The organism is Streptomyces sp. NBC_00986 (assembly GCF_045162565.1).
GTDB lineage: Bacteria > Actinomycetota > Actinomycetes > Streptomycetales > Streptomycetaceae > Streptomyces.
Map to the genome: position 1 here is coordinate 8,886,783 of NZ_CP108733.1, position 21,199 is coordinate 8,907,981.

General features: G+C 68.5%; 16 protein-coding genes. 12 read left to right on the forward strand and 4 right to left on the reverse strand.

Going from position 1 to position 21,199, the window contains the following annotated elements; genetic code table 11:
* Nucleotides 1-105 precede the first annotated feature (105 nt).
* The 11 genes from OG504_RS39920 (at nucleotide 106) to OG504_RS39970 (ending at nucleotide 12,654) form a co-directional block, all read left to right on the forward strand.
* Nucleotides 106-1,041, forward strand: coding sequence for a carbohydrate ABC transporter permease (locus tag OG504_RS39920; RefSeq protein ID WP_384289670.1), 936 nt, complete (start codon nucleotides 106-108; stop codon nucleotides 1,039-1,041).
* Nucleotides 1,038-1,922 (forward strand): carbohydrate ABC transporter permease, encoded by an 885-nt coding sequence (locus OG504_RS39925; RefSeq protein WP_405994144.1) that lies wholly within the window; start codon nucleotides 1,038-1,040, stop codon nucleotides 1,920-1,922. The genes OG504_RS39920 and OG504_RS39925 overlap by 4 nt, the downstream gene beginning before the upstream one ends.
* Before the next feature lie 49 nt (nucleotides 1,923-1,971).
* Complete coding sequence (locus OG504_RS39930; RefSeq protein WP_405994145.1) at nucleotides 1,972-3,165, forward strand: Gfo/Idh/MocA family protein; 1,194 nt, start codon at nucleotides 1,972-1,974, stop codon at nucleotides 3,163-3,165.
* Complete coding sequence (locus OG504_RS39935) at nucleotides 3,165-4,010, forward strand: PmoA family protein (RefSeq protein ID WP_405994146.1); 846 nt, start codon at nucleotides 3,165-3,167, stop codon at nucleotides 4,008-4,010. The genes OG504_RS39930 and OG504_RS39935 overlap by 1 nt, the downstream gene beginning before the upstream one ends.
* Nucleotides 4,007-5,515 (forward strand): family 43 glycosylhydrolase, encoded by a 1,509-nt coding sequence (locus OG504_RS39940; RefSeq protein ID WP_405994147.1) that lies wholly within the window; start codon nucleotides 4,007-4,009, stop codon nucleotides 5,513-5,515. The genes OG504_RS39935 and OG504_RS39940 overlap by 4 nt, the downstream gene beginning before the upstream one ends.
* A gap of 114 nt (nucleotides 5,516-5,629) precedes the next feature.
* Complete coding sequence (locus OG504_RS39945) at nucleotides 5,630-6,967, forward strand: ABC transporter substrate-binding protein (protein ID WP_405994148.1); 1,338 nt, start codon at nucleotides 5,630-5,632, stop codon at nucleotides 6,965-6,967.
* A 112-nt stretch (nucleotides 6,968-7,079) separates the two neighbouring features.
* Nucleotides 7,080-7,868, forward strand: a complete 789-nt coding sequence (locus OG504_RS39950) for a rhamnogalacturonan acetylesterase (RefSeq protein ID WP_405994149.1) — start codon at nucleotides 7,080-7,082, stop codon at nucleotides 7,866-7,868.
* A 17-nt stretch (nucleotides 7,869-7,885) separates the two neighbouring features.
* A complete protein-coding gene (locus OG504_RS39955) occupies nucleotides 7,886-9,196 on the forward strand; it encodes a polysaccharide lyase family 1 protein (protein WP_405994150.1) in 1,311 nt (436 codons plus the stop codon).
* Between the two features lie 87 nt (nucleotides 9,197-9,283).
* Nucleotides 9,284-10,450: a pectinesterase family protein gene (locus tag OG504_RS39960; protein ID WP_405994151.1), complete on the forward strand. Its 1,167-nt coding sequence runs from the start codon at nucleotides 9,284-9,286 to the stop codon at nucleotides 10,448-10,450.
* Nucleotides 10,451-10,457: 7 nt separating this feature from the next.
* Nucleotides 10,458-11,489, forward strand: coding sequence for a pectinesterase family protein (locus OG504_RS39965; protein WP_405996560.1), 1,032 nt, complete (start codon nucleotides 10,458-10,460; stop codon nucleotides 11,487-11,489).
* Nucleotides 11,490-11,541: 52 nt separating this feature from the next.
* Nucleotides 11,542-12,654, forward strand: coding sequence for a right-handed parallel beta-helix repeat-containing protein (locus OG504_RS39970; protein ID WP_405994152.1), 1,113 nt, complete (start codon nucleotides 11,542-11,544; stop codon nucleotides 12,652-12,654).
* A gap of 48 nt (nucleotides 12,655-12,702) precedes the next feature.
* On the opposite strand, the gene OG504_RS39975 is transcribed toward OG504_RS39970, so the two are convergent.
* Genes OG504_RS39975 through OG504_RS39985 form a run of 3 tightly spaced genes read right to left on the reverse strand, consistent with a single transcriptional unit; the run spans nucleotide 12,703 to nucleotide 17,841 of the window.
* Nucleotides 12,703-13,170: a hypothetical protein gene (locus OG504_RS39975; protein ID WP_405994153.1), complete on the reverse strand. Its 468-nt coding sequence runs from the start codon at nucleotides 13,168-13,170 to the stop codon at nucleotides 12,703-12,705.
* Nucleotides 13,170-17,444: a DUF6531 domain-containing protein gene (locus tag OG504_RS39980; RefSeq protein ID WP_405996561.1), complete on the reverse strand. Its 4,275-nt coding sequence runs from the start codon at nucleotides 17,442-17,444 to the stop codon at nucleotides 13,170-13,172. The genes OG504_RS39975 and OG504_RS39980 overlap by 1 nt, the downstream gene beginning before the upstream one ends.
* 34 nt (nucleotides 17,445-17,478) lie before the next feature.
* On the reverse strand, nucleotides 17,479-17,841 hold the full coding sequence (locus OG504_RS39985) for a hypothetical protein (RefSeq protein WP_405994154.1): 363 nt from the start codon (nucleotides 17,839-17,841) through the stop codon (nucleotides 17,479-17,481).
* 203 nt (nucleotides 17,842-18,044) lie between these two features.
* On the opposite strand from OG504_RS39985, the gene OG504_RS39990 reads away from it, so the two are divergent.
* Nucleotides 18,045-18,836, forward strand: a complete 792-nt coding sequence (locus tag OG504_RS39990; RefSeq protein WP_405994155.1) for an HAD family acid phosphatase — start codon at nucleotides 18,045-18,047, stop codon at nucleotides 18,834-18,836.
* Nucleotides 18,837-18,848: 12 nt separating this feature from the next.
* On the opposite strand, the gene OG504_RS39995 is transcribed toward OG504_RS39990, so the two are convergent.
* Nucleotides 18,849-21,065, reverse strand: coding sequence for a family 43 glycosylhydrolase (locus OG504_RS39995; protein WP_405994156.1), 2,217 nt, complete (start codon nucleotides 21,063-21,065; stop codon nucleotides 18,849-18,851).
* Nucleotides 21,066-21,199 lie beyond the last annotated feature (134 nt).

The following is a 21,199-nucleotide window of genomic DNA, read 5'->3' on the forward strand; positions in this document are numbered from 1 at the left end:
TTCCCATGCCCGCCGAGCAAGCGCTTCCTGTACCGAGCTCTCTGTATCGAGCAACCCGCACCGAGCTACCCGCACTGAGCGTCCCGTACTGAACGGAGAACAGTCATGGCCCAAGCCGCAGCCGTGGCGAAACCGCCCGCGCCACCCCGGCGGCGCCGTGCCTCCGCGACCCCGCGCAGGCTCCCGTACCTGCTGATCGCCCCGGCGGCCCTGCTCATGCTGGGCTTCATCGCCTACCCGGTCATCAGCGTCTTCTACTACAGCCTGCAGAACTACAACCCCACCAAACCGTGGCGCAACGGCTTCGCGGGCCTCGACAACTTCACCCAGGCCTTCACCAACGACCCGCAGTTCTGGGACACGTTGACGTTCAGCGCCAAGTGGGTCGTCGTAGAAGTGGGCCTCCAACTGCTCTTCGGCCTGGCCCTCGCACTGATCGTCAACCAGACCTTCGTGGGCCGGTCCATCGGCCGTGCCCTGGTGTTCTCCCCGTGGGCCGTGTCGGGCGTACTGACCTCCGCGATCTGGGTACTGCTCTACAACTCCCAGACAGGCGTGACCCGTTACCTCGCCGACATGGGCATCGGCCAGTACGGCACGAGTTGGCTGTCCGACCCCTCAACCGTCTTCTCCGCAGCGGTGGTTGCCGACCTCTGGCGGGGCGTCCCCTTCTTCGCGATCCTCATCCTCGCCGACCTCCAGTCCGTGTCGAAGGACCTCTACGAGGCCGCCGAGGTCGACGGAGCCAGCCGCTTCCAGCAGTTCCGGAACATCACCCTGCCGCACCTCAAGGACGCGATCGTCCTGTCCACCCTGCTGCGCGCGGTCTGGGAGTTCAACAACGTCGACCTCCTCTACACCCTGACCGGCGGCGGCCCGGCCGGCGAGACGACCACACTCCCGCTCTACGTCGCCAACACCAGCGTCGAAGCACACAACTTCGGCTACGCCTCCGCCCTCACCACGGTCGCGTTCGTGATCCTTCTCTTCTTCTCGATCATCTATCTGCGCCTGAGCAAGTTCGGAGGCGGCGACAAGTGATCACCGAGATCGCCCCGGCCCGCGAGCGGGAGTCCGCCGCCCCGCAGCAGCCGCGCAAGGCCCGCCGCGCCTGGGACGAGGTCCCGCGCTGGCAGATCTACCTCCCCCTGGGGATCTACCTCGTCTTCACCCTGATCCCCTTCTACTGGATCCTGCTCTTCGCGTTCCGCCCGGCCGGCTCGACCTCCCTCGTGCCCTGGCCGATGACCCTCGACCACTTCCAGAAGGTGTGGACGGAACGCAGCTTCGGCGTCTACTTCCAGAACAGCGTCTACGTCGGCGTCGCCACCCTGATCCTCACCACGGTCGTCGCGCTGGCCGGCGGCTACGCCCTCGCCCGCTTCGAGTTCAGGATCAAGCGCGCCTTCATGCTGGCCCTGCTCTGCTCCCAATTCGTGCCGGGCGCCCTGCTGTTGGTCCCGCTGTTCCAGATCTTCGCCAAGCTCCAGATGATCAACTCGCTCGGCAGCGTCATCATCGCGGAGACCGTCTTCCAGCTGCCGCTGTCGATGATCCTCATCAGCGGCTTCATCCGGAACGTCCCGCAGTCCCTCGAAGAGGCCGCCTGGGTCGACGGCTGCAACCGCTTCGCCGCCTTCCGCATCGTCGTCCTCCCGCTGCTGCGGCCCGGGCTGATCGCCGTCGGCTCCTTCGCCTTCGTGCACGCCTGGAACCACTTCCTGTTCGCCCTGATGTTCCTGTCCGACCAGAGCAAGCAGACGATCCCGGTCGGCCTCAACACCCTGATGGGCGCGGACAGCGTCGACCTCGGCGCGCTCGCGGCGGGCGGCATCATCGCGGCCGTACCGGTGGTCATCGTCTTCGCCTTCATCCAGAAGTGGCTGATCACCGGCTTCAGCGCGGGGGCGGTGAAGGGATGAGGCAACCGCTTACCCTGCTGGCGAAGATCGTCGACGCAGGGAGAATCCCATGACATCCACCACCGGTCCTACGACCGTCTCCACACCCGCGGCCACGGCGGTCACCCCGCCCGTCTCCATCGTCCTCGCGGGCGCCCGGGGCCACGGCCGCTGGCACGTCGAGAACATCCGCCGGCTCCAGGACAAGGGACTCGTACGCCTCGTCGGCATCTGCGAGCTGACCCCGCTGACCGAGGAGGAGTTCGGAGGCGAACTCCCCGCGCAGTCACCGGACTTCGGTGCCCTCCTCGACTCCACCGGCGCCCAGGTCGCCGTGATCTGCACCCCGATCCCGACCCACACGGACCTCGCCCTGGCCGCCGCGCAGCGGGGCGTGCACCTGCTGCTGGAGAAGCCGCCCGCGCCCTCGTACGCCGAGTTCCGCCGGATGGCCGACGGGGTCGCCGCGGCCGGGGTCGTCTGCCAGATCGGGTTCCAGTCGCTCGGCTCGCACGCCGTGCCCGCGGTCCGCGAGCTGATCGAGAAGGGCGCGATCGGCACGCTGACCGGTGTCGGCGGCGCCGGTGCCTGGGCCCGCGACGAGGCGTACTACCGGCGCGCCCCCTGGGCGGGCAAGCGGCGCCTGAACGGCGTCGACGTGATCGACGGCGTGCTGACGAACCCCCTCGCACACGCCGTCGCCACCGCCCTCGCCCTCAACGACACGCCCCGCGCCGAGGACGTCGTCCGCATCGAGACCGAACTCGTCCGCGCAAACGACATCGAGTCCGACGACACCTCCTGCGTCCGCGTCACCACCGTCCAGGGCCGCCCGGTCACCGTCGCCGTGACCCTGTGCGCCGAACACCCCGGCGAGCCCTACGTGTTGGTGCACGGCACCGAGGGCCGGATCACCTACTGGTACAAGCAGGACCGCGTCCTGCTCCAGCGCGCGGGCCACGGTCCGGAGGAGTTCGAGTACGGCAGCACGGACCTGCTGGAGAACCTCGTCGCCCATCTCACCGACGGCGACGCCCTGTTGGTCGAACCGGACGCAACAGGCGCCTTCATGAAGGTGGTTGAGGCGATCCGCCAGGCCCCCGACCCGGCCCCGCTGCCCACCGGCGCCTGGCACCTGATCCCGACCGAGAACCGCCGGGTCGTCCCCGGCGTCGACGCCCTGGTCACGGCGGCGGCCGACACCCTCGCCCTCTACTCCGAGCTGGGCGCCTCCTGGGCCCCACCGAAAGAGGTGAGCACCTGATGATCACCCATGACACGCCGGTGCTGCGCGTCGCGGGCCGCCCGGTCGCCCGGTACGTCACCCGGCCCGAGCTGCCCGACCGGCTCTCCCCGCGCCCGTATCTGCACCCGGTGACCACCCTGGCGGGCACGGCGGTCACCGAGTTGAGCCCCGTCGACCACACCCACCACCTCGGCGTCGGTGTAGCCGTTCCCGACGTCGAGGGGCACAACTTCTGGGGCGGCCGCACCTACGTCCAGGGCCAGGGCCCCACGGAACTGGACAACCACGGAGCCCAGCGCCACGCCGCCTTCCAACTCCGCGACCCCGACGGCTTCGTGGAGGAACTGCGCTGGGTGGCCTCCGGTGCCGAGCTGCTCCGCGAACGCCGTACCGTCGCGGCCACCGAACTCACCGACACCGCCTGGGCGTTGGACTTCACCTTCTCCCTCACCAACGTCACCCCGGACCCCCTCTCGATCGGCAGCCCCGCCACGAACGGCCGCCCCGGCGCGGCCTACGGCGGCTTCTTCTGGCGGGCCCGGAAGGAAGCGGAGACCGCGCGCGTCTTCACCGCCGACCACGAGGGCGAACCGGAGATCCACGGCACCCGAGCCGACTGGCTCGCCCTCGCCGGCACCGGTTGGACCCTGGTCCTCGCCGGCGCCACGGACCGCTCCCGCCAGGACCCGTGGTTCGTCCGCACCGCCGAATACCCGGGCGTGGGCGCCTCGTTGGCGTCGGACGAGCGGCTGCCGATCCCGCCCGGCGACACGGTCGTACGACGGATCGTCACCGTCGTTGCCGACGGCCGCCTCGACCGTGCCGAGGCCACGGCGCTGGTGCGGAAGGCGGTCAGCCAGTGACGCACGAGACGTACACGAACCCCGTCCTGAACGCCGACTGGTCCGACCCGGACGTCATCCGCGTCGGCGACGACTTCTACCTCACCGCGTCCAGCTTCGGCCGCGTACCGGGCCTGCCGCTGCTGCACTCCCGCGACCTGGTCAACTGGACCCTGGTCGGCCACGCGCTCCAACGCCTCGAACCGGCCAGGGAGTTCAGGACCCCGCGTCACGACTGCGGAGTCTGGGCCCCGGCGTTGCGGTACCACGACGAACGCTTCTGGATCTTCTGGGGCGACCCCGACCAGGGCATCTTCCAGGTCAACGCCCCCGAGATACGCGGCCCTTGGACCCGCCCGCACCTCCTCAAGGAGGGCAAGGGCCTGATCGACCCGTGCCCCCTGTGGGACGACGACAACGACGAGGCCTACCTCGTGCACGCCTGGGCCAAGTCCCGCGCGGGCATCAAGAACCGCCTCACCGGCCACCGCATGCACCCCGACGGCACGACCCTGCTCGACGACGGCAAGGTCATCGTCGATGCCGACCGCATCCCCGGCTGGTTCACCCTGGAGGGCCCCAAACTCCACCAGCACGACGGCTGGTTCTGGATCCTCGCCCCCGCAGGGGGAGTTGAGACGGGCTGGCAGGGCGCGTTCCGCTCACGCGGATTCTTCGGCCCGTACGAGGAGAAGGTCGTCCTGGAACAAGGGGACACCGACATCAACGGCCCCCACCAGGGCGCGTGGGTGCGCACCCCGACCGGCGAGGACTGGTTCCTGCACTTCCAACAGCGGGGCGCCTACGGCCGGTTGGTCCACCTCCAGCCGATGCGCTGGGACGACGAGGGCTGGCCGGTCATCGGCGACGCGGGTGCCCCCGTAGCCGTACACCGGAAACCGGACCTCCCGCCGCAGCCGCCCGGCGCGCCCGCCACCGACGACGACTTCCCCGGCGGACGGTACGGCCGCCAGTGGCAGTGGACGGCGAACCCGCAGGACGGCTGGGCCACCCACCACTCCGGCGACGGCCTGCGCCTGACCTGCGTCCGCTCCGCCGACACCCACGACCTGCGCAGCCTCCCGAACCTCCTCACCCAGCGCCTCCCCGGCACACCCGTCGCGGTCGAGGTCGAACTACGGCTGCACAGCGAGGAGTTGGGCGCGCGGGCCGGACTCGCCGTGCTGGGCGACGCGTACAGCTGGATCGGGCTGGAGCGGAGCACGGACGGCACGGTGATGTTCGTCCACCGCTTCGCCGAGCCCGTCGCCGAGCGCGAACGGGGCGCGGGGGAGTCGTGCCTCGCCCCCGAGGAACGGGTCCGGCTGCGCATCGAGATCGGCGCGGGGGCGCGCTGCCGTTACTTCTACGACGTCGGGGGCGGGCCGCGTTCGAGCGGTCAGGTCTTCGCCGCCACCCCCTGGCGCTGGGTCGGCGCCCTGCTCGGGCTCTTCGCGCTCGCGCCCGTCGGCACGGGACATGCCGGCGCGGCCGGTTTCACGCGGTTCCGGATCAGTTCTCTCTAACTCACCCTGCCCGTCCGCCTGTTGGGAGTCGCAATGACGCACCTCCGTGGCAAGCGCTTGCCCACCGCCCGCGAGGCCATCACACCGTCGCATCCACAAGAAGAGAGCCGCTCTATGAAGACCAGCATCCGCAGAAGCAGGCGTGCCGCCGTGGCCGTCGCCCTGGGCTCCGTGCTCGCGCTGACCGCCACCGCCTGCGGCGACGACGGCAGCGGCGCCGCGGGGGACAAGGGCGGCGAGGGGTCCGGCAAGGGCACGATCACCTTCTGGGACAACAACGGCGGTGTCCGCACCGACATCTGGAAGCAGATCATCGCGGACTTCGAGAAGAAGAACCCCGACATCAAGGTCAAGTACGTCGGGATACCGGCCGCGAGCGCCCAGTCCAAGTACGACACCGCGATCCAGGGCGGCGGGCTGCCCGACGTCGGCGGCGTGGGGACGGCGGTGTTGGCCGAGGTCGCGGTGCAGGGGGCGTTGGAGCCGTTGGACAGCCGGCTCAAGTCGAGTTCTCTGAACGGGAAGTTGAGCCAGAACCTGCTCGACGTCAGTAAGAGTGCGGGGGGTGGGGACACGCTGTATCAGATTCCCACCTCCGCCAACAATGGGACCTTGTGGTACCGCACCGATCTGTTCAAGGCGGCGGGGCTGGACGCGCCGACCACCTGGTCGAAGTTCTATGCCGCCGCCGACAAACTCACCGACAAGGCGAAGAACAAGTTCGGGTTCACCATTCGGGGTGGCGAAGGATCCATCGCTCCTGCGCTCGACGCGGTGTACGGGCAGACCGGGATCACGTCGTTCTGGAACGGGGACAGGACGACGGTCAACGACCCGAAGAATGTTGCCGCGTTGGCGAAGTATGTCGGGCTGTTCAAGAAGGACACACCGTCCGCCGACCTCAACAACGACTTCACGAAGATGGTCGCGCAGTGGGACAGCGGAACGATCGGGATGTTGAGTCACAACCTCGGGTCGTACCAGGATCATCTGAAGGCTCTGGGTGCGGACAAGTTCAAGGGCATTCCCAATCCGACTCTGGACGACGGTACGCGGGTGCAGATCTCCAACCCCGTTGACGGGCTGAGTCTGTTCAAGTCCAGCAAGAACAAGGAAGCGGCCTGGAAGTTCGTCGAGTTCGCGGTGTCCGCGGCGGAGAACTCGAAGTACAACGAGTCGGCCGGGCAGGTTCCGGCCAACACGGATGCGGCGAGTGCGGCGTGGATTCAGAAGTCCGAGCCCACGCAGTTGGCGGCGGCGGCGTTGAACGGGGCCTCCACGAAGATTGTGCAGCTGCCGTATTACCTGCCGGACTGGAACACGATCTCCAAGGCGGACAACGAGCCGAACTTCCAGAAGCTGTTGCTGGGGAAGGTGACGGCCAAGGAGTTCCTGGACACGTTGGCTGATCAGTTGAACAAGGCTCAGGCGGACTGGAAGAAGAACCACTGAGTTGGGTGGTTGCGGATTGTGGGGGACTGCCGGCCGGTGAAGGCTGGTCGCGCAGTGCCCCGCGCCCCTAAAGACAAAAGACAGAAGACGAAAGCCGAGAGGTGAGCCGATCGTGTCTCTTAGTCGTAGGCAGGTTGCCTTAGGTGCTCTCGCCGCCGTTCCTTTACGTGGTGGTGGTGTTCGGCGGGAGCGCACTCTTTACATCGCCGGTGACTCCACCGCCGCCCAGAAGTACGTCCCCGAAGCTCCGGAAACCGGGTGGGGAATGGCGCTCCCCTTCTTCCTGCGGAGGGGAGTGAAGGTCGCCAACCACGCTGTGAACGGCCGGAGTTCGAAGAGTTTCATCGACGAGGGGCGGCTGGACGCAATCCTCGCTGCCATTCGGCCCGGCGATCTCCTCCTCGTCCAGTTCGCGCACAACGACGAGAAGACCGCCGACCCCACTCGCTACACCGAGCCCTGGACGACCTTCCAGGACTGTCTGCGGATGTACATCGACGGGGCCCGAGGCCGTGGCGCCCGGCCCCTGCTCGCCACTCCCGTCGAGCGCCGCAGGTTCGACGTGGACGGCAACGCGCTGCCGACGCACGGCGATTACCCGGCTGCGATGCGTGCGCTTGCCCAGCAGGAACGTATCGCGCTGCTCGACATCGAGGCGTTGTCGCTCGCGTTGTGGCAGCGGCTCGGGGTGGAGGAGACGAAGGTCTACTTCAACTGGACCGACACCGAGCAGGACAACACGCACTTCAATCCGCCCGGTGCGATCGCCGTGGCGCGGCTCGTGGCGCGGGAGTTGCTGCGCACCCGGGTGCTCGCGTCGCGTGATGTCGTCCGGCTGCACGAGGACATTCCGACGTCCTGGATCACCTGGCCCGAGGCGAGCGACGCCTCGGACGCGTAGGCAAGGAGACCCGCACGATGCGCACACAGAAATGTCATGGACGTGTCATAGCAACGCTGGTGGGCTGCACCGCCCTGGCCCTCGCCGTCACCACGACCACCGCCCAGGCCCATCCGCGCCCCCTCGACCGGCAGACCCTCGGCGCCGGTGACGGCTGGGCCTCCTACGGCACCGGCACCGGCGGTGGCGCGGCGGCCACCTCCGATCACGTCTACACCGTCTCCAACTGGGCTGATTTCAAAGCCGCGTTGGCCGCCGGCGGCACCGCGCCGAAGATCATCAGAGTGAAGGGTGTGATCGACGCCAACGCCGAGGGCTGCGACTCCTTCGCCGCGCCCGGCTACGACTTCGCCCAGTACCTCGCCACCTACGACCCCACCGTCTGGGGCTACGGCCAGAACCTCGACAACGAGCCCGCCGACAGCCCAGAGGGCCTGCGCCGCGCATCCGCCGCCAACCAGAACACCGCCATCAAGGCGTTCGTCCCCGCCAACACCACCATCATCGGTATCGGCAAGAACGCCGGCTTCAAGGGCGCCAGCCTGCAGATCACGGCCGTCGACAACGTCATCGTCCGCAACCTGGCCTTCGAGAGCCCGCTCGACTGCTTCCCGCAGTGGGACCCGACCGACGGCGACACGGGCAACTGGAACTCCGAGTACGACAGCGCCGTCATCTACGGCTCCACGCATGTGTGGTTGGACCACAACACGTTCACCGACGGTGCCCACCCGGACAGTTCGCTGCCCACCTACTACGGGCGGATCTTCGAGCAGCACGACGGTGAACTCGACGTCGTCAAGGGCGCCGACTACGTCACCGCCTCCTGGAACGTCTTCACCGACCACGACAAGACGATCCTCATCGGCAACAGCGACAGTGCCTCCACGGCCGCCATCGACCGGGGCCATCTGAAGATGACGCTCCATCACAACCTGTTCTCCAACCTCGTCGAGCGCGCACCCCGCGTCCGCTTCGGCCAAGTCGACTCGTACAACAACCACTTCGTCGCCGAGACGGGCTACGGCTACAGCTACGGCATCGGCCTGGAGTCCCAACTCGTCGCGGAGCACAACGCGTTCACGGTCCCGGCCGGCATCGACGAGGCCACCATCCTCAAGAAGTGGTCCGAGGCGCCACTCACCGCCGACGACAACTACGTCAACGGCAAGCCCACCGACCTGATCGCCGTCCACAACGCGGGCGTGCCGACTGAGATCCTGCAGTCCGGCGCGGGCTGGACACCGACCCTGCGCACGAAGATCGACCCCGCGAAGGCCGTGCCGTTCATCGTCGACCGGGGCGCGGGCTCGGGCCGCCTGCGCTGACCAATCCCCGTACACACCGGGCCGGTTCCGTCCGACCGGCCCGGCACCGGGCCCACCTCACGAGCCACACCGCGAAGGAGCACCCGCATGCCCTCGCACCACCACTCCCTCGAACTGCCCCTGTCCAGACGGGGATTCCTCGCAGCGAGCGTCGGCGCGGGCGTCGCGCTCGGCCTCACCGCCGTCCCCGCCCTCGCCGTCGGCAGACCGCGCCCGTTCGGCCGCTACGGCTCACCCGCCGCGCGCCTCACCCCGCTCACCCTGTACGTCGACCCGCGCGGCCGGGGCGACTTCACCACCGTCCAGGCCGCCGTCACCGCCGCGACCACCGCCGGATACACCCTGGTCATCGCCCCCGGCGTCTACCGCGAGACGGTCACCGCCGGAGTGACCGACCCGGCGACCGGCCAACTCACCGCCGCCGCCTCCGAGATGACGTGGATCGGCGCGAGCGAGAACCCGAGTGACGTCGTCATCGTCTACGACAACGCCAACGGCACCCAGAAACCCGATGGCTCGGGCACCTACGGCACCACCGGCTCGGCCACCACGACCATCCGCACCGACGGCTTCACGGCCCGCCGGATCACCTTCGCCAACGACTGGCTGCGCGCCGACCACCCCGAGATCACCGGCACACAGGCGGTCGCGATCAAGGTGCAGGGCGACCGTTCGGCGTTCTTCGACTGCCGCTTCCTGGGGCATCAAGACACGCTGTACGCCGACTCGTTGGCCCTCGGTGTCTTCGCTCGCCAGTACTACGCGCGCTGCTACGTCGAGGGAGACGTCGACTTCGTCTTCGGGCGCGCGACCGCCGTCTACGACCGCTGCCACTTCCGCACCCTGAACCGCACCGACCTGGCGGCGGCACCGTACGGCTTCGTCTTCGCGCCCTCCACGGCGGTCGCGAACCCGCGCGGATACCTGGTGACGCACAGCCGCGTGAGCAGCCAAGCCCCGGACGCCTACTACAAGTTGGCCCGTCCCTGGGTGCCCGGGTCGGACACCACCGCCCACCCGATGCTCACCGTGCGGGACACGGTGCTGGGTGCGGGGATCGACGCGGTGGCGCCGTACATCAACATGTCGGACACCTATCCCTGGCAGGGGCAGAGGTTCGCCGAGTACCGGAACACGGGCCCGGGTGCCGTGATCAGCGTCCCGGAGAACCGGCCCCAACTCACCGCCGAACAGGCCGTGTCGGCGACCCGTGAGGCGTATCTGGGTGACTGGACACCGGGGCGGAGGCGCTGAGATGGCCCTGCGCAGACGCACACTCCTGACGGGATTGACGGGAATCGCCGGTGGGCTGGTGGCCGCTGGTGCCGAGCCTGCCGTGGCGCTCGACCGTCGTCATGTCCTGCACGTCCGGCCCGGTGACTCGGTGCAGGCGGCCGTGGACGCGGTGGAGGGCAGCGGCTGGACGATCGTCGTGCACCCGGGGACGTACCGCGGAGTCGTCAACGTGCCTGTGGGGGCAGGGGAGTTGACACTGCGCGGTGCCACGCGCGACCCGCGTGACGTCGTCATCGTCTACGACAACGCCAACGGGACGCAGAAGCCGGACGGTTCGGGGACGTACGGTACGGCGGGTTCCGCGACCTTCACGTCGGCGGCGCCCGGGCTGACCGTACGGGACCTCACCCTCGCCAACGACTGGCTGCGCGCGGACCATCCGGAGATCACGGGGACGCAGGCGGTGGCCGCGTATGTGACGGGGGACCGCTCGTACTTCACGAACGTGCGGCTGCTGGCCCACCAGGACACCCTGTTCGCGGACACGAGCGCGCTGGAGGCCTTCGACCGGCACTGCTACTCGCGCTGCTACATCGAGGGAGACGTCGACTTCGTCTTCGGACGGGCCACCGCCGTCTTCACGGACTGTCACTTCAACACCCTTGCCCGGGATGTGGAGTTCACCCCCAAGGGCATGGTCTTCGCGCCCTCCACCGCCCGCGCCAATCCGCACGGATTCCTCGCGGTCCGCTCCCGCGTCACCTCGGCGGCCGAGGACGCCGTGTACAAGCTGGCCCGGCCGTGGGTCCCGTCGTACGAGACGACGGCCTGGCCGTCCCTCGTCGTGCGGGACACCCGGATCGGGCCCGGCATCGACCCGGTCGCGCCGTACACGAACATGCGCGACGCCTATCCCTGGCAGTCGATGCGTTTCCACGAGTACCGCAACACGGGGCCGGGCTCCGTGATCACCGTCCCGGAGAACCGGCCCCAACTCACCGCCACCGAAGCCAGGTTGCACACTCCTGCGACCTACCTCGGTGACTGGCGTCCCTGAGATCCGCGCATCCCCCCCCAAAAAAACCGCACGACGAAAGGACCGCACTCCTATGTCTCGTCGTACCGCTCTCACCCTCGGCACAGTCCTGGCGTTCGGCGCCGGGCTGGCCGTCCTCCCCACCCAGGCCCAGGCCGCCACCGTCGTCGTCGACACGACGGCCGAACTGACCAGCGCGATCTCAAGTGCCACCGCCGGCACGGTCATTCAGGTGCGCGGCGGCACGTACTACCCGACGGCCACCCTCCAGTCCACGACGAACGGCACCTCGTCCGCGCCGGTCACGCTCACCGCGTACGGCTCGGAGACGGTGAAGATCGACGGCTCGTCGCTGCCGTCCGGACAGTGGATCTTCAAGCTGACGGCCGACTACTGGAACGTCTCCAACCTCACCTTCCAGAACTCCCCGGACAGCGCGGTCGTCTGCCAGTCCTGCACCGGCACCAACTGGAACAACGTCAAGACCATCAACGGCGGCGACTCCGGCTTCACGCTCACCGGCGACGGCACCGTCAACAACACGGTCAAGAACCTTGACTCGTACGGCAATTACGACGCCGCGACGCACGGCGAGAACGCGGACGGGGTCGCCATCAAGTTCGGCTCGGGCAGCGGGAACCTCGTCACCGGCGCGCGGCTGTACAACAACTCGGACGACGGGATCGACTTCTGGTCCTTCTCCACGCCGGTCACCGTCGAGCACACCTGGTCCTTCGGCAACGGCGTCAATCGGTGGTCGGACTCGGCGTTCGCGGGGGACGGCAACGGTTTCAAGCTGGGCGGTGACGGCGAGGTCGTCGCGCACGTCATCAACAACTCGGCGGCCTGGGGCAACGCGGGCAACGGCTTCACCGAGAACTCCAACACCGGCGCCCTCGTCATCAACCGCACCACCGCGTACGCCAACAGCAAGTGGGGCTACTACTTCGCCACCAGCTCCGCCAAACTCGGCAAGAACCTCGCGGTGAGCAACGGCGGCGGCTCGGTCAGCAAGGGCTCCGCGGTCACCTCGGCCGGCAACAACTGGGACTCCGGCGTCTCCACCCCGTCCTTCGTCTCCACGGACGCGTCGACGACGTACAACGCCCGCTCGTCCAGCGGCACACTGCCGGCGACGACGTTCCTGACGACAGGGAGCACGACGATCGGGGCGACGATGAACTGACCTGCTCCGTGGGCCCGGTTCGGGAAACCGGGACCGGGCCCGCATTCGTCAGGATGTCCAGCGCAGCAGCGCGGGCATGGAGGCGTGGTCGTTTCCCTCCATGGTGACGATGACCTCCCGGCCCGTCGAATTCCCCAGCCATTTCACGAAATCGCGGACCGGTGCGAAGGTTTCCTGGTCCACCACGTCGGACGGATCGAAGGTGAACTCGATCTCCTCGATCTCGAAGAAGTAGGAGGTGAACCAGATTCCGTCGATCTCGATCGCCAGGCTCACCGATTCCTCGGGGTCGTCCTGGAGTTTCGACCACACGGCGGAGGCCTCGGGAATGCCGGTTTCCGTCGTGTCGGTGAGTGTCCAGGTGAGGACATGCCGTCCCGGCAGCGTCCGCAGTCCGTCGAACATGTGCTGCCAGTCGTCGAGTGCGGTGTCGAGTACGCATACGTCGCGCAGTGATCCGTCGGCGACGAAGTCCTGTGCCCGGTACGTCAGTTCGCTCTTGTGCTGCCCTGCCATCACAGGAACCCTTCGAAGGTGAGCTGACCTCCGCGCCAGCTCCATCGGGCACCCCAGCCGCCCGGGACCCGGAAATCCCTGGTGACGCCACCGTATTGGGCCGGGGCTGACGTGTTCACTTTCTCCACCACGTTCGGGTCCGTCAGGATGTCCTGGATCATTTCGTTGGCGATCTCGGTCCGTTCGCTATTGGTGACCTTGCCGAAATTGTACATGTCGACATGTGCCTGGCCTCGTTTGGCCAGGTTTCCGGGGCTCGGGTCGCCGTGTTTCTGCAGGGCCCGGCCCGCGGGGGACAGTTGGCCCTTATTGATGGTGGTGGCGCTCGAATACAGGTCGTCCGTGCCGTAATTGCACGGAGAAAGGCCGAGCGGGTCGATCCAGGTGAGCGGGGCGTGCACATAGCTGTGGTGATTGCTCGCCGGCTCCAGCCCCAGCGGGTCCGGACTGATGTAACGGGCGGTCCCGGGGTCGTAGTAGCGGTGCAGGTTGTAGTGCAGCCCGGTCTCGGGGTCGGCGTACTGCCCCGGGAAGCGCAACGGGCAGTCGACCGCGGCGGTGTCGTCCCCGAGTGGCGGGAGGCCCGTGCCCCACAGGGTGGTGCGGTGCTGCCAGACCAGGTCCCCGGTCGCGGAGACCAGTTCCATGGGAGTGCCGACGGTGTCCGTGATCACGGCGTGGAAACGGCCCGTCCGCACGGGGTGCGTCTCCTCCGCCAGCCGGGCGAGGAAGGACGAGTTGGGGAGCGCGGCCGACGGCTCGTGCAGGGTCTGGGCCACCGGCCGTGGTGTTCCGGGTTCGTAGTCCCAGGTGGTGACCAGGCCGTCGGGGCCGGTCTGTTCGGCCAGACAGGTGCCGTCCCACGCGAACTCGGTGCGCTCGGCGGCCGAACCGTCCTCCGCCACCCGGTACTTGGACACACGGCGGCCGAACGGGTCGTAGGCGTACCGCCATTGGCCGCCGTCCGGGTTGCCCACCTCGGTCAGTCGGCCCTCGGTGTTCCAGGTGTAGGTCCACTTACGGCTCTGGCCGTTGAGCAGCCGGTGGGTCCTGCGGATGAGGCGGCCCTGCTCGTCGTGCTGGTACGTGTCGCGGCCCGCCGAGCGGACGAGGGTGCCGTCGATGTCGTGCGGCTCGGGGGCCGGTTGGCCGGGCGCGGTCGCGCTCACCACATTGCCCGCCGTGTCGTAGGCGTAGGTCTCGGTCCAGCCGTGAGCGCGTACGCCCGTGACCCGGCCCATGGTGTCGAGGTCGAAGTGGCGGGTGCCGGAGGTGAGTTCACGGATCTCGGTGATGTACCCGTCGGCACGGTGGGCGTAGGTGCGGTGCTGCAGCAGCCCTTCGACGCCGGCCGCTCGCGACGCGGCGGCCAGGGACTGCCCGGTGAGCTGTCCCCGCGCACTCCAACTCTGCGTCAGCGTCACCTCCGTACCGATGCGGCGTTCGACCTCGCGGCCCGCCGCGTCGTGGGAGAAGTCCAGCGCGCCCGCCGGCGTGCGCAGGCCGAGCGGGCGGCCGACGGGGTCGTAGGACCAGTCCGAGGCCAGGCCCGACGGTGTCACCCGCCGGACGCGGCGCCCGAGCGCGTCGTAAGTGTGCGTGGTGCGCCGCCCGTTGACCGCCTCCGCCAGCACCCGGCCCAGCGCGTCGCGCTCCAGTACGACATCGACCTCGGCGTTGGCCGCGCGGACCAGTCTGCCGTCCGGGCCGTAGGCGTACGTGGTGACCTCGCCCGAGTCGGCGTGCTGCGAAGCCACGCGTCCGGCCTCGTCGCGGGTGAGACGCAGCGTCTCCCCGGCGCCGTTCGTACGGCGGCTCAGCCGTCCCGCCTCGTCGTGCGCGTACGTCAGCGTCCGCCCGTTGAAGTCCGTCTCGGCGGCCAGCCGTCCGGCCTCGTCGTACGTGTACGACCACGTCCGACCCTGCGGATTGGTCACTCCCGTCAGCCGCAACTCCGTGTCGTAGGCGAACTCGTACCGCGCCCCGTCCGGGTCGATCCGTGCGGCGGGCACGTCGAAATGGGTGGATGAGTGGTGCGTGGCATTGCCCGCCGCGTCCGTGTGGACACTCAGGTTGCCCTCCGCGTCCCACGTCCACGACTCCCTTGCCCCGCCGGGCAGTTCACGCCAGGACGGCTTGCCCTCCGGGGTCCAGCCCATGCGGGTCGTATGGCCCAACGGGTCGGTCACCGCGATGATCCGGCCGAAGGAGTCGCGGCGAATCGACGTCGTGTGGCCCGACTCGTCCGTCAGGGACACCGGCAGACCGGCCGCGTCGTACGCCATCGTGCGGGTGTGGCCGAGCGCGTCGGTGAGCACCGTCGGGCAGCCGCGCGCGTCGTAGGCGTAACGGGTCTCGGCACCCGTCGGGTCGAGAGTCGTCAGCAGGTTGCCCCGCTCGTCGTACGTGTGCCGCCGCACCGCCCCGCCCGGCTCCACGACCTCCGTCGGCAGACCGAGCGCGTTGTAGGCAGCCCGCGTCGACGCCCCGTCGGGCATGGTGAGTTCGGTGAGATTACCGGCGTCGTCGTACTCGTACCGGGTCGTGTGCCCCAGCGGATCCGTCACCGTGACGGGGCGGGAACCGTACTCGTCCCACCGCGTGCGGGTGACATTGCCCAGCGGGTCGGTCTCCTCCTCGACCAGGCCCTCCGCGTTGTGCCGGTGGGTGGAGACGCGGCCCTGCGAGTCCGTGTACGTCGTCGTGCGTGCCGAGTCGTCGTAGGCCAGAGTGCCGGACAGGATGCCGTCGACGCCCTCGGTGCGGACGACCCGGCCGCGCTCGTCGTAGACGTAGCAGAACCAAGTGCCGTTCCGGTCCGTCCACTTGGTCATCCGGCCCTGCGCGTCGTACGCGAACCGCAGTGCCTCCCCGCTGGAGTCGACGACCTCGGTGAGATTGCCGGCACCGTCGTAGCCGTAGCGCATCACGACCGTGCCCTCGCCCACCGGGCCCTCGGGGCCGTAGCGCGACGGGGGTTCGTCGAGCAGGCGCAACGCGGTGATGCGGGGGCCGGTCGTGTCGACGGCAATGTAGTGGCCGCCGGAGTGGCGGATGCCGAACGGGACGCCCTCGTCGTCGCGTTCGACGTCGGCGCGGTTGCCGTTGCGGTCGCTCCAGGAGTCCAGCGTCAGATGGAAGACGCCGAAGGTGGGGGAGGGGACCGGGGCGCCGAACGTGCGGACCACACCGGTCGCCGGGTCGGTGACGGTCATCGCGCTGTCCGGCTTGCCGTCCCATTCCAGGGGCCAGCGCACACCCTTCACCGGCATCGTCGGGACGCCCGGCTCCGGCACCGGGTACACGAGGCGCATGCCGTCCGCCGCCGCGAACACCACGCCCTCACCGTCGATCTGGAGGCATTCGTCGAGGGTGGAGATCCAGGTCGGGCCGAAGCGGACACCGCCGCGGTAGGAGGAGAGGTGGGTGCGGGTGAACTCCAGGGGGAGCGCGCCCGGCAGCGTCAGGTCCGTCGCGGTCATCAGCATCGCGCCGGTCGCCACGTCGATCGGTTCGCCGACGCAGGGCGTACGGTCGGCGGCGCGTGCGGCCGGGCCGAGTTCGACCAGGTCGGGGCGGAGCGACGCGGGCCGCAGGAACACGGGTGTCGTATCGCTGAACGCGCCCTCGATGCCCGCCTTGACGACCCCGCCGCCGGCGCCCAGCGCGCCGCCGAAGAGCATGCCGTCCTCGGCGGCCTGGTTGACCTCGTCGAGGCTGAAGCCCTGCTGCAGTCCGGTCGCCATCTTCAGCGGCTGCGCCACGGCCAGATCGACGGTCACCGACTCGATACCGCCGAACGCGGCGGCGACCAGCGTGCCCCCGGCGATCTCGGCGATCGTCGTGGAGACCGCGACACCCAGCCCGGCGCCGAACTCGATCACCAGGTCGGCCGCCGCGACCGCCGCGCCGGAGGCCAGACCCGCGGTGAAGAACGCCAGCGCCACCCCGCCCGCGATCACGGCCGCGTCGATGCCGATCTGCGTCCAGAGCCTGTTGACGGCGTCGTCGATCGCGTCGGCGAACTTGTCGAGCGCGGTGGCCATTTCACGCCCGGAGTCGGCCAGGTCTTTCAGCCAGCCGCTGTCCTTGTCCTTGGCGTACCGGCCCCAGAATTTTCCGAACGCCTCGATCGACTCGCCCGTGTTGTTGTGGATGATCGACGATGCGCTCTGCTGCACCGGCGCGCGCAGATCGTCGACGGCGCCCGCGAAGGTGCGCCAGGCCGTCGCCGCCGACCGAAGCTTCCCGGAGTCTGCCTCCGGCCACCACATGCCCAGGTCGAGCAGGATCTTCCGGGCCTCGTCCTCAACGCTCACCGGCGCCGTCCGCCTTGGTGACCTTCACTTCGGTGAACATGCCGGCGATCAACTCGTCGTTGTCCACATGGCCGTCCGCCAGGTCGACCATCGCCTCGTGAATGCTGGTCAGCCCGAGGACCAGCGTGCCCGCAGCGCCCTCGATCTTCTTCTGCAGCGGCTTGTAGGAGTCCCCGAACTCCTTGCCCTGCTTGTCGTTCCCCCACGGCTCGCCCAGCCCGTCGAGGGACTTCACGAGCGTGGTCAGAGCCTTGCCGAGATCGACGGCGGCTGTCTGGAAGTCCGGTGCCGTCCGCTTCAGGTCGGCCGTCTTGATGTCGAGGACCTTGGCCGGGTCCTTTCCGTCACCCATCGTGCGTTCCCCCGTTCGCAGTCGCAGCCACGACCCTAGGAGAAGCCCGTCAAGGGAGGGTCAAGTACGCCCCATGACGGGGTAATTCCCCGGCCTGTGGGTTGTGTATCGATCGGATAAAGACCCTCGCCTCCGCGGTGTGATGCGCGTAGACAGTCCCTGACCTGGTGCATCACCCATCAGAAACCAGATCCGGAGATTCCATGCGGAAGTCCCTTAGAGCGGCCGCCCTCGGCGCCGCCTGTGTCGTCGCCGGTGCCGCCCTCTACGGCACGGGCGTCGCCAGCGCCGGCCAGTCGACGGCCAACTCGACGCACGAGCCGTACAACATAGGCCTGTTGACGAAGGACATCGACACCTACTACGGCACGACGCTCGACACCAACGGCGTCTACCAGGCCTCGGCGGCCAGCCCCTACGCCAAGGACCTGGCGCGCATCGACGCGTCCGCCAAGAAGTACATCGACGAAGCCGTCCACAAGCACCACAAGGGCGCCAAGCCCGCGGTCGTCTTCGACATCGACGACACGCTGCTGCTCAGCCTCGACTACGAGAAGAAGAACAACTACGGCTACAGCTCGGCCACTTGGGCCGCGTATGTCGCCCAGGCCAACCGCCCGGAGGTCTTCGGCACCCCCGCGCTGGTCAAGTACGCCGCGTCCAAGGGCGTCACGGTGTTCTACAACTCGGGTCTCAGCGAGGCCCAGCGCACCTACGCGGTCGACAACCTGAAGAAGGTCGGCGCCGACGTCAACCTCGACGCCGACCACATGTTCCTCAAGAACACGGCCAACCCGCCGTCGTACTTGAGCAGTTGCGCGACCGCCGGTACCTGGACCTGCACCACCGTGCAGTACAAGTCCGGTACCCGGAAGCACATCGAGGACCTCGGGTACAACATCATCGCCAACTTCGGCGACCAGTACTCGGACCTCGACGGGGGCTACGCCGACAAGACGTACAAGATCCCGAACCCGACCTACTTCGTCAGCTAGTTCGTACCGGAGCTAGGTCCGTACCGGGCTGATCGACCCGAGGGTGGGCACCACCGGCAGGATCGTCCCGTCCGCCGCGAACCGCAGGCGGTCGATGGTGGTCTCCCGGTGTGTGCCGTCCCCACCAGGCTTTCCCGGCCCGTTCAGGGCGAACCGGTGATAGACGATGTACCAGTCGTCGGTCCCCGGCACGTTCACCACGGAGTGGTGGCCGGTGCCGAGAATGCCGTACTCGGGGTTCCTGGACAGGATCGTGCCCCGCTCGGTCCACGGGCCGAGCGGGGACGGTCCCGTCGCGTACGCCACGTGGTAGTTCTCGCTGCGGGTGTCGTCCTCGGACCACATGAAGTAGTACGTCCCCTTGCGCTTCACCACGAAGGACCCCTCACGGAAGTCGCCCGCCGTGATGTCCTTCACCTTCGTCGCGTCGTACGACGTCATGTCGGCGTTCAACGGCACCACGTACGCGTGCCCGTTGCCCCAGTAGAGATACGACTGTCCGTCGTCGTCCGTGAAGACGGCCGGGTCGATCATCTGGCCGCTGAACGAACCACCCTTCGCCACAAGGGGTTTGCCGAGCGCGTCCTGGAACGGGCCGGCGGGCGAGTCCGCCACCGCGACCCCGATCTGCTGCTCCGCGCAGAAGTAGAAGTAGTACTTCCCATCCCGCTCCGCGACCGCCGGTGCCCACGCGTTCTTGTCGGCCCAGGAGACATCGGGCCCCAGGTCGAGGATCACTCCGTGGTCCCGCCAGTGGACCAAGTCCCTTGAGGAGTACGCCTTGAAGCTCGTCCCGCCCCAGCCCGCGTAGCCGTCGCTCGTCGGGTAGATCCAGTACTGCCCGTCGAGATGGTGCACGTCCGGATCGGCGGTCAGCCCTGGCAGCACGGGACTTCGCGTCGGTACCGCCTCCACCGTCCAGGTCCGGCTCGTCCCGTCCGCCGCCGTGACCGTGTACGACTGCGGCTCGCGGAAGTCCCGTCGCGTACCGGACGGCGGGCTGACCGTCGCGCCCGCGCCGATCGCGAGCGCCGGTGCCAAGTGCCGGAGATCCGCGCCGGGTTGCATGGGCAGCACGACCTTCTTCGAGGCCTCCGTGACGACCGCGTACCCCTTCTGTCCGTGTGCCGTCGCGTCCACGACCGAGGTGGGGGTCGCCGGATAGGCGGCCAGCAACCGGTCGTACTCCGCCTGCGTCACCGGAAGTACCGTGCCGTGCCGGGGACTTGCGGGAAGCTGGTAGTCCGTGGACGGGGTCCACTCGCCGGAGTCGAGGTCGGTGGTCTCGAAGGGGACGTAGCCGCGCAGCCCGTACTCGTCGACGAACAGGTACCACTTCTTCTCGGTGTTGGACTTGAACACCGTCGGGCCCTCGCCGCGCTCGATCGCACCGCTGCCGATGCACTCCGAGACGAAGTCGTACGACGTGGAGGTCAGCGAGGCCGACTTCTCGCCGGTGATGAACTTCGAGCAGGGGGAGCCGGAGGACGGGTCGCGTTCGTCCTTGGTGTAGCGGTAGTAAGTGTCCTTGTACTTCACGACAGTCGAGTCGATGACCGAGTAACCGGGGTCGTCCCAGACCTTCGGATCGCTGAAGGTGCGGAAGTCCTTCGTCGTCGCGTACATCATGCGGTTGTACGTCGAGCCGGTGTGGCCGGGGTCGTCGGCGGCGTACAGCTTCGACGCCCAGAAGACGACGTACTCACCGAGCGAGTCGTCCCAATAGGCCTCCGGCGCCCAGGTGTTGCCCGCGTTGTCCGGGGCCACCTTCACCAGCCGCTGGTCGGTCCAGTGGACCAGGTCGGTCGACTCCCAGATCATCACGGACTTGCTGCCGTGCCGCTGGACGTCGTCCCAACTGCCGCTGCTGTTCTGGTACATGCGCAGGTCGGTGGCGACGAGATAGAACTTGTCGCCCTTCGGGGAGCGGATCACGAACGGGTCGCGCAGTCCCTTCTCGCCGATCGTGGACGTCAGGACCGGCTTGCCCTGGTTCAACTCCCGCCAGTGCAACGGGTCGTTGCCGCGGCTGAGGGCGTAGCGGATCTGTTCGCCGTCGGCGGTGCCCTCGCCGGTGAAGTAGGCGAAGAGGTAGCCGGCGTACTTGGGGTGGGTCACGGGCGGTGCTCCTGAGTGCGCGGTACTGGGCGGGGCGGCGAGCAGAGCGAGAAGGAGGGTGAGGAGGGCCAGGAAGGGGAGCAGCAGGGTGCGGGCGGTGCGGGGTCGCATGGCACATCCTGTGGGGGTGTGGGGGATTCTGTTGAATGGCTGTGCCTTCGGAGTGTCACCAGCGGGGCGCGGTGCGTCAATCGGTGCGGGTGGGACGGGCCGGAGCGAAAGTTTCGCTTCTTTCCCGGCCTTTC

What these genes read in the sequence shown, in the direction of transcription:
- OG504_RS39920 (WP_384289670.1), top strand. Translation starts at nt 106, where the DNA reads ATGGCCCAAGCCGCAGCCGTGGCGAAACCGCCCGCGCCACCCCGGCGG.
- OG504_RS39930 (WP_405994145.1), top strand. Translation starts at nt 1,972, where the DNA reads ATGACATCCACCACCGGTCCTACGACCGTCTCCACACCCGCGGCCACG.
- OG504_RS39935 (WP_405994146.1), top strand. Translation starts at nt 3,165, where the DNA reads ATGATCACCCATGACACGCCGGTGCTGCGCGTCGCGGGCCGCCCGGTC.
- OG504_RS39945 (WP_405994148.1), top strand. Translation starts at nt 5,630, where the DNA reads ATGAAGACCAGCATCCGCAGAAGCAGGCGTGCCGCCGTGGCCGTCGCC.
- OG504_RS39955 (WP_405994150.1), top strand. Translation starts at nt 7,886, where the DNA reads ATGCGCACACAGAAATGTCATGGACGTGTCATAGCAACGCTGGTGGGC.
- OG504_RS39960 (WP_405994151.1), top strand. Translation starts at nt 9,284, where the DNA reads ATGCCCTCGCACCACCACTCCCTCGAACTGCCCCTGTCCAGACGGGGA.
- OG504_RS39970 (WP_405994152.1), top strand. Translation starts at nt 11,542, where the DNA reads ATGTCTCGTCGTACCGCTCTCACCCTCGGCACAGTCCTGGCGTTCGGC.
- OG504_RS39975 (WP_405994153.1), bottom strand. Translation starts at nt 13,170, where the DNA reads ATGGCAGGGCAGCACAAGAGCGAACTGACGTACCGGGCACAGGACTTC.
- OG504_RS39980 (WP_405996561.1), bottom strand. Translation starts at nt 17,444, where the DNA reads ATGTGGTGGCCGGAGGCAGACTCCGGGAAGCTTCGGTCGGCGGCGACG.
- OG504_RS39985 (WP_405994154.1), bottom strand. Translation starts at nt 17,841, where the DNA reads ATGGGTGACGGAAAGGACCCGGCCAAGGTCCTCGACATCAAGACGGCC.
- OG504_RS39990 (WP_405994155.1), top strand. Translation starts at nt 18,045, where the DNA reads ATGCGGAAGTCCCTTAGAGCGGCCGCCCTCGGCGCCGCCTGTGTCGTC.
- OG504_RS39995 (WP_405994156.1), bottom strand. Translation starts at nt 21,065, where the DNA reads ATGCGACCCCGCACCGCCCGCACCCTGCTGCTCCCCTTCCTGGCCCTC.